Origin of the sequence: Streptomyces niveus (genome assembly GCF_001723055.1) — a bacterium.
Lineage (GTDB): Bacteria > Actinomycetota > Actinomycetes > Streptomycetales > Streptomycetaceae > Streptomyces > Streptomyces niveus.
This window is the reverse complement of sequence record NZ_MDCR01000132.1, coordinates 1-7,797: the sequence shown is the minus strand read 5'-3', so window position 1 is coordinate 7,797 and position 7,797 is coordinate 1. Positions and strand designations below refer to the sequence as shown.

6 protein-coding genes are annotated in these 7,797 nt (G+C 70.8%); 3 read left to right on the top strand and 3 right to left on the bottom strand.

Annotated elements, in window-relative coordinates:
- The coding region (locus BHU15_RS16870; RefSeq protein ID WP_303741211.1) for an RNA polymerase sigma factor at nt 1-644 on the bottom strand (644 nt) is incomplete at its 3' end.
- 368 nt (nt 645-1,012) lie between these two features.
- Nucleotides 1,013-1,831, bottom strand: coding sequence for a helix-turn-helix domain-containing protein (locus BHU15_RS16865; RefSeq protein WP_069627946.1), 819 nt, complete (start codon nt 1,829-1,831; stop codon nt 1,013-1,015).
- Nucleotides 1,832-2,165: 334 nt separating this feature from the next.
- On the opposite strand from BHU15_RS16865, the gene BHU15_RS16860 reads away from it, so the two are divergent.
- Nucleotides 2,166-3,635: an NAD(P)/FAD-dependent oxidoreductase gene (locus BHU15_RS16860; protein ID WP_079128189.1), complete on the top strand. Its 1,470-nt coding sequence runs from the start codon at nt 2,166-2,168 to the stop codon at nt 3,633-3,635.
- A gap of 137 nt (nt 3,636-3,772) precedes the next feature.
- Nucleotides 3,773-5,524 carry an ATP-binding SpoIIE family protein phosphatase gene (locus BHU15_RS16855; protein WP_069627944.1) on the top strand — a complete coding sequence of 584 codons (1,752 nt, stop codon included), beginning with the start codon at nt 3,773-3,775 and terminating at the stop codon, nt 5,522-5,524.
- 10 nt (nt 5,525-5,534) lie between these two features.
- Here the strand turns inward: BHU15_RS16855 and BHU15_RS16850 are convergent, their stop codons facing one another.
- A complete protein-coding gene (locus tag BHU15_RS16850; protein ID WP_171908382.1) occupies nt 5,535-6,821 on the bottom strand; it encodes an MFS transporter in 1,287 nt (428 codons plus the stop codon).
- 144 nt (nt 6,822-6,965) lie between these two features.
- Here BHU15_RS16850 and BHU15_RS16845 point away from each other — a divergent pair, with 144 nt between their 5' ends.
- Nucleotides 6,966-7,508, top strand: a complete 543-nt coding sequence (locus tag BHU15_RS16845) for a MarR family winged helix-turn-helix transcriptional regulator (protein ID WP_023540586.1) — start codon at nt 6,966-6,968, stop codon at nt 7,506-7,508.
- Nucleotides 7,509-7,797: the final 289 nt, after the last annotated feature.

The window sequence follows — 7,797 nt, the reverse complement described above, 5'->3', positions numbered from 1 at the left end:
GCCGCCGAGTCCGCCCGCGCGGCCGAGGTGTCGGACGACGAGACCCTCGACCTCGGCGCCGACGTGCGGGCCATGCACGAGGCCGAGCGGTCGCTGGCCGCGCGGGCGGACTCGGCGGCGAACACCGCGAAGTCCTCGACCAGGTGCTCGCGCTTGGCGGTCTTCGTCCATGCGGCGGCGACGCGCCGCACGGTCGTGAGCAGATACGCGCGCACCGCCTGCTCCGGCCCGGCGCCCCCGCGCACCGCCTGGAGCGTGCGCGCGAACACCTCGGCCGTCAGGTCGTCGGCGGTGTGGCCGTCCCGGCAGCAGGTGCGCGCGTAACGCAGTACGGCCGCCGAGTGCCGCCGGTACAACTCCTCGTACGCGCCGTCGTCGCCGGCCCGCATGCGCTGGATCAACTCGGAGTCCGACGGCGGCAGATCGGCGCCAGGACCCTCGACGAGCCCGTCACCCTCGGCCGGAACACCACCGCCCTCGCGCTGCGGCGGCACACTCGGGTCCGCCTCGCCCCGGGAAGCGGCGGCCCCGGAGGAACCACCCGGCCCACCCTGGCTCGGCACCTGCCCGGACGGCGGCCCACCCGTCTCCGTACCGCCGGCACCACCGCCGGTCCGTGACCCGTCCCGTTCGTCACCGCTCATCGCGGAAGCCCCCGTAGCGTCCTGCAGACCCGAAACACCGGGTCAGCGTGCCACAGCGCCCGCCACCGCCAAACCCCCGTTGACAGCGACCACTCGTACGTGATTCGTCACCGGTACGGGGCATCGGCCCACGGCCGTACGCGAAGAACTCGATCGGGTGCGACCCAAACGCCGTTCACCAGGATGTTCCGCACCGGACAGGTCCGGAGCCACCCCGGGCGGGTGCCCACGGGGGCAGGTAACCGGCGGGTGCGGCACAGCCGTCGGACGAACAACCGTCCGACGACCGCCCCACAGCCTCAAGTTGACGCACGGAACACCGAGCGCGGCGTGCTGGGCGAGGACTTCGGACACCGCCGCGCACCGCCTTACGCCGCGCGGGAGCGAAGCCCTTCGAGGAGGATGTCCAGCAGCCGCGCCGAAGCCGCCGCCTGCTGCGCCGCGTCCGGCAGCGCGGGCGCGGCCGTGGCTATCACCAGCAGCACATCGGCCACCGTCACCCCGGGCCGAAGCTCGCCGGCCGACCGCGCGCGCTCGACCAACTGCCCCACGACATCGAGCAGTTCAACCGTGCCCGAGGCCGGGTCCACCAGGTCCTCGCCCAGGGACCCCGCGGAGCCGTCGGCCTCCGCCACCCCCAAGGGCGCCGAGGTGTGCTGCCCGGCATGCTCACCGGAACCGACCACCCGCAGATCCGGCTGCCCGGACTGCCGCTGCTGCGGCACCCGCGCCTCGTCCGCCGTATCCGGGACGACCGTCGACTCGTCGACGTCCACCCCGACCCGCAGCACCTGCGGCGGCAGCAGCCGGCCCGCGCCGGAAGCCACCGACGTCCGCAGGAAACGGGCGAGCGCGGACCACGGCTCGTCCTCCTGCCCCAGAGCGGCACGCGCCTGCTCCGTCAGCCGGGAGGTCTCCTCCTCGGCTATCCGGCGGACCAGCACGTCCTTGCTGGGGAACCGTCGGTAGACCGTGCCGACCCCGACCCGGGCCCGGCGCGCCACGTCCTCCATCGGCGCCCCGTAACCGAGCTCGCCGAACACCTCACGAGCCGCCCGCAGGACGTGCTCAAGATTGCGCTGCGCGTCGACGCGCAGCGGTGCGGCACGGCCGATCCCGCCCGCGCTCGCGCGTCCGTTGCCGTCCACGGATACGACGGCCTGCCAATGAGAATCCTGAATGTGCATAGCGTTCCCCCGGTAATGACGTCTCCCCCCGGAGACCTCCCCGCCTGACAGCCGGGACCGCCCGACCAAGTCACGGTCGACGCCCCCGTCGAAGTACGAACATAGTTGAGCCCCGGGGAATTCAGAAGGGGGTGGTTCCGCACAGTGCGCCCCCCGATCGGAGCAAGGACCGGAAGATGCCTGATTCGGCACTCTGCCACCACCGGGCCTGTACCCCCTGACCTGCGAACCTTCCCCGCCGTAGGGGGATTTGCGCACGTGGGGCCGTTGGAGGGCTCCGGTCACACAATTTGCCGGGGCTGTGGACAAACCCAGGAGCCCGTTGCCTCATGGGGTGGTGAAGGCAGAGATCTCCCGGGGGACGACCCCCGCACCACCGCCCCGCGCACGCGTTCTCGTCATCGGGGGCGGATACGTCGGGATGTACACCGCGCTCCGGCTCCAGCAGAAGCTCAAGCGCGGCGAGGCGGAGGTCGTGGTCGTGTCGCCCAACGCGTACATGACCTACCAGCCGTTCCTGCCCGAGGCCGCCGCGGGCTCGATCTCACCGCGCCATGTGGTGGTGCCGCTGCGCCGCGTCCTGCCCAACTGCACGATCATCGTCGGCGAGGCCAGATCCATCGACCACGCCAGACGCGTCGCGACGCTCACCACCCTCGCGTCCGAGGAGGAGGCGGCGAACAGAACGACCGCCAACGGCCTGGACACACCTCGTACCCCGCTCGCCAAGAACGCCCGCGACGCGGCGACCGACGCGCACGAGCCCCCCGGCTCCTTCGAGATGACGTACGACGAACTCGTCCTCGCCCCCGGCTCGATCTCCCGCACCCTCCCGGTCCCCGGCCTCGCCGAACACGGCATCGGCTTCAAGACCGTCGAGGAAGCCATCGCCCTGCGCAACCACGTCCTGGAACAGATGGACATCGCCTCATCCACCCGCGACCCGGAACTGCGCGACGCCGCACTCACCTATGTCTTCGTCGGCGGCGGCTACGCGGGCGTCGAAGCACTCGCCGAACTGGCCGACATGGCCCGCTACGCCACCCGCTACTACCACAACGTCAAGGCCGACGACCTGAAGTGGATCCTCGTCGAGGCCTCCGACCACATCCTCCCCGAGGTCGGCCACGACATGGGCAAGTACGCGGTCCGCGAGCTGCGCGCCCGCAACATAGACGTACGGCTCGAAACCCGCCTCGACTCCTGCGAGAACCGGGTGGCGGTCCTGAGCGACGGCACCCGCTTCCCCACCCGCACCGTCGTCTGGACCGCGGGCGTCAAACCGCACCCGATCCTCGCCGCCACCGACCTGCCCCTCGACAAGCGCGGCCGGCTCATCTGCACGGCCAAGCTCGCCGTCGACGGCGCCGAACACGCCTGGTCGGCCGGCGACGCCGCGGCCGTCCCCGACCTCGCGGCCGACGAGCCCGGCGCGGAATGCGCCCCCAACGCGCAACACGCCGTCCGCCAGGCCCGCGTACTCGCCGAGAACATCGTCGCCTCCCTCAGAGGCGAGACACCGCGCGACTACCGTTACCGCTACGCCGGTTCCGTCGCCTCGCTCGGTCTCCACAAGGGCGTCGCACAGGTGTACGGCCGTAAACTCAAGGGCTATCCGGCCTGGCTGATGCACCGCGTCTACCACCTCAGCCGCGTCCCGACCTTCAACCGCAAAGCGCGAGTACTGGCCGAATGGACCCTCTCCGGGCTCTTCAAACGCGAGATCGTCTCCCTCGGCTCGCTGGAGCACCCACGCGCCGAATTCGAACTCGCCGCCGGAAGGGAACGTTCCAGAGACGTCTGACGTCCGATGTCAGTGCGGTCGGCCACCCTGAACGTGTGACCATAGGTGGGTTCACATCTGCACAGAGTGATTCCGCAGAGAGCGATCCGGCAGCCCGCCAAGGCGAACAGCAACGACACCATGAGGCCTGAAAATCCGTGAATTTCACGCGTTGGAGCGCCCGGCTCCCCGGTACACAGCGCCGCACCGCCGCGCGGACGGACGCCGGAGAGGCGCACTCGCCGGGTGCCGCCGGCTCCGTGCCCGCCGCCCGCGGTGAATTCGAACGACACGGCGAACGCAAGGGCCGAAGAGACGGAGCGGGAGCGGGATCAGGGGACGCAAAGGACGGCACCCCGACAGACGTCCCCGCGCTCGAAGAGCTGGCCGTCCGAGACGTCCTCGACGGTCTCCCCGCCCTCGTCGCCCTCGTGTACGGCCCCGACCACCGTGTCGCGTACGTCAACGACGCCTACACCGACGCCTTCGGCCCCCGCGAGGCGGGCACAACCGCGGCCGAGAGCTGCCCCGAACTGGTCGAGCTGGGCCTGATGCCCCTCATGGACCAGGTACTGCGCAGCGGAAAGCCCCGTACGGTCAAGTCCCGCAAGGTCCAGTCGGCCGCCTTCGGCACGGCCCACGCCCTGGCCAACGGCTCCGGCACCGTCCCCCGCGACGGCTCGTACACGGTGACCTGCACCCCCGTCGACACCAGCGGATCCGGCGGCGTCCTCATCTTCGCCGCCGACGTCACCGACCACGCCGAGGCCGCCGAGCGCCTGCGGTCGAGCGAACGACGACTCCGCGAGACCGCCGTCGCCCTCCAGCGCTCACTCCTCCCACAGGAGTTGGAACAGCCCGACGACCTGCGCGTCGCCGCCACCTACCAGCCGGGCGGCACCGACGCGGCGGTCGGCGGCGACTGGTACGACGTGATCACCCTCGGCGCCGGCCGCACGGCCCTGGTGATCGGCGACGTCATGGGCCGCGGCGTCCGCGCGGCGGCCGTCATGGGCCAACTGCGCACCGCCGTCCGCGCGTACGCCCGCCTCGACCTGCCCCCGCACGAAGTCCTGCAGCTGCTCGACGGACTCGCCGCCGAGATCGACGCCAGCCAGATCGCCACCTGCGTCTACGCCGTCCACGACCCCAACGAGGGCCGGCTCGTCTACGCGTCGGCGGGCCATCTGCCGATCCTCGTACGCGCGGAGGACGGCACCGTCGCACGCGCCGCCGACCCGACAGGACCCCCGCTCGGCACCGGCGGCTGGATCCACACCTCCGGCACCATCGACCTCGCGCCCGGCTCCACGGCCGTCCTCTATACGGATGGTCTCGTCGAGCGCCGCAGCGAGGACATCGACGAGGGCGTGGCCTCCTTGGAACGTGCCCTGGCCGGGGCCAAGGGATCACCCCAGGTCGTCTGCGACCGGCTGATCCGCGCCATGGGCGTCACGGCCGAGCACGACGACGACGTGGCGGTCCTGGTCCTCCAGCACCCCGCCCGCACCGGGCAGGCCGCCGAGCTGTTCCACAACGCCGCGCTCGACCTCCTCGGCGGCATCGAGGCGGCCCCGCGCGCCCGCGCGTTCGCCACGGGAGTCCTCTCCTCGTGGCGCTTCCCCGTCGAACTGAGAGACCTCGGCGTGCTCGCCACCAGCGAACTCGTCGCCAACTCCCTCCAGCACGGCACCCCGCCCATGCGCCTGAGACTCCGCCGCACCGACCGCCGGCTGATCATCGAGGTCACCGACGGGGACGACCATCTGCCACTGCGCCGCCACGCCGAACCGGCGGACGAGGCGGGCCGCGGCATCTCGATCGTCGCGACGATCGCCTCGTCCTGGGGCTCGCGCCGCACACCGGGCGGCGGAAAAGCGGTCTGGTGCGAGTTCGCGCTCCCTCATTAGGAGGCGGCCATCAGGAGGCGGCGACGGTCTCCGGCTTGTGCACGGCGACCACCCGCGACCTCTGGTGCGCGAGTGACGGCTGGTCCTGTACGGGGGTGAGCCGCCGGCCCAGCCGCAGCGCCAGCACACTGACGCCGAGCGAGAACAGCACGAACGTCACGATGTACGGCCCGTGCAGCGCGGCTCCCATCGGCCCGCCCACGGCGGGCCCGACAGCCAGCGCGAGCTGCTTGACCAGAGCGAAAGCGGCGTTGTACTGCCCGACCATCTCGCCCGGCGCCAGGTCGGCCACCAGCGGAGCCACGGTCGGCGACAGCATCGACTCACCCAGCCCGAACAGCGCGTACGTGGAGATGAAGGCGGCGGTCGCCATCGTCTGGCTCCCGTGCCCCAGGCCCGCGTACCCCGCGATGATCCAGGCGAGAGCCCAGATCAGCCCGACCGAGGCGATGACCCGGCTGCGCCGGCGCCGCTCGACCAGCCGCAGCACGACGAACTGCGCGACGACGATCACGGCGGTGTTGGCGGCCAGCGCGATCCCGAGCGTCGACGGGTCGATCCCGGCGGCCTCGGTGCCGTACGCGGCCAGCCCGGACTCGAACTGCCCGTAGCAGGCGAAGAACAGCACGAAGCCCAGCACACACAGCTGCACCATCGCCCGGTGCCCGAGCAGCGCGCGCAGCCCACCGCCCCCGGTACCCGCAGCCTCTTTGGGGAGCACGGAGGACGAGGCCGAGGACGTACGGGGGAGCCTGACCGTCCCCGCGACGGCGGCCAGCACCAGGAACATGGCGGCCTCGATGCCGAACAGCAGGGTGAAGCTCCCCGGCCGGTTGACGTCGACAAGCTGCCCGCCGATCAGACCACCGAGGCCGAGCCCGAGATTCTGCAGGAAGAACTGCGTCGCGAAGGCCCGCGTACGGGTCGACGGGTCCGAGCACCAGACGATCATCGTGGCGAGCGCGGGCTGCATGACGGCGGTACCGGCACCGAGCAGCGCGGCCGAGAACACGGCGGCCGGCACCGTGGCGGCCACCCCCATGCCCACGGCCCCCACGGCGGCCAGCACCGCACCACCGACGACGACGGGCAGCGGACCGCGCCGGTCGATCACACGACCGGTGAAGGGCAGGGCGACGAGCGCGGCCATGGCGAAGACGGCCAGCACGGCCCCCGCCGTACTCGCGCCCAGGTCCCGCACCTGGGCCACATACACATAGAGGTACGGGACGGTGAACCCGAGCCCGAACGCGCTCAGCGCGTTCCCTGCCTGGATCCGGCGCATCGCGGCGCCCATCACCCTGGTCACACTCACCTGCCTTGGAGGATCGAAGAAGAACTTGAGAACTGAGACCTGAAGACTTCGAAGCTAAAGTTAGAACCTCAACAATACACATCGAAGGACTTCAACGCGAACGATCCGCGTGCCATACTGCGCCGCATGTCAGACACCCCCGAGGAACCGAGCCTCGACGAACAGATCGCGGCCTACCAGCGAGAGTTCGACGACCTCGACCCCCAGGTGGAACAGGTCGTCTCGGCACTCGGCCGGCTCAACCGCCGGATGAACGTGGCGTACGGACGACAGGTCTCCGACCTCGGCATCAGCAACGCCGAGTGGGAGGTCCTCAAGACCCTGGTCCTGGCGGGAGCCCCGTACCGCCTCGGCCCCGGTGAGCTGGCCAAACGCCTCGGACTCACCCCGGCGGCCATGACCCACCGCGTCGACCGCATGGCGGGCGAGGGCCTGGTCACCCGCGACCGGGACGAGAAGAACCGGGTCCGGGTGATCGTCGAGCTGACGGACGAGGGCCGCACGAAGTGGCTGGAGGCGATGCGCATGGCCTCCGACTTCGAGGAAGACCTGCTCCAGGACCTCTCGGGCGACGAGCGCGGAGTCCTGGGCGAACTGCTGATCCGCCTCCTCCGCCGCGTGGAACACGCCCAACCGGACGCCGGCGGACGCCTGACCGACCTGGACTGACCCGCCCCGAAACTGGGTTGACGGAGGGCCAACGCCCCAAGTTGACACCGCAGGGACCGGTCCGTAAGGTTCTTCGAGTTGTCATGGAGCCGTAACGGTTCTACGGCACACTCCGGCCGCTTGAATGTGGCACACAAACTCTGCGGGACCCCTCGACCGGGAACAATTTCGGCATGCCGAAATCCATTACCGGGACTCGATTTGTGAGACGACGGGGAAACGGGCTAGAGTTTGAAACGTCGGAACGGCCGCAGGGCCGGAAAGACAATCCCGCTGACTGGGAATCAGG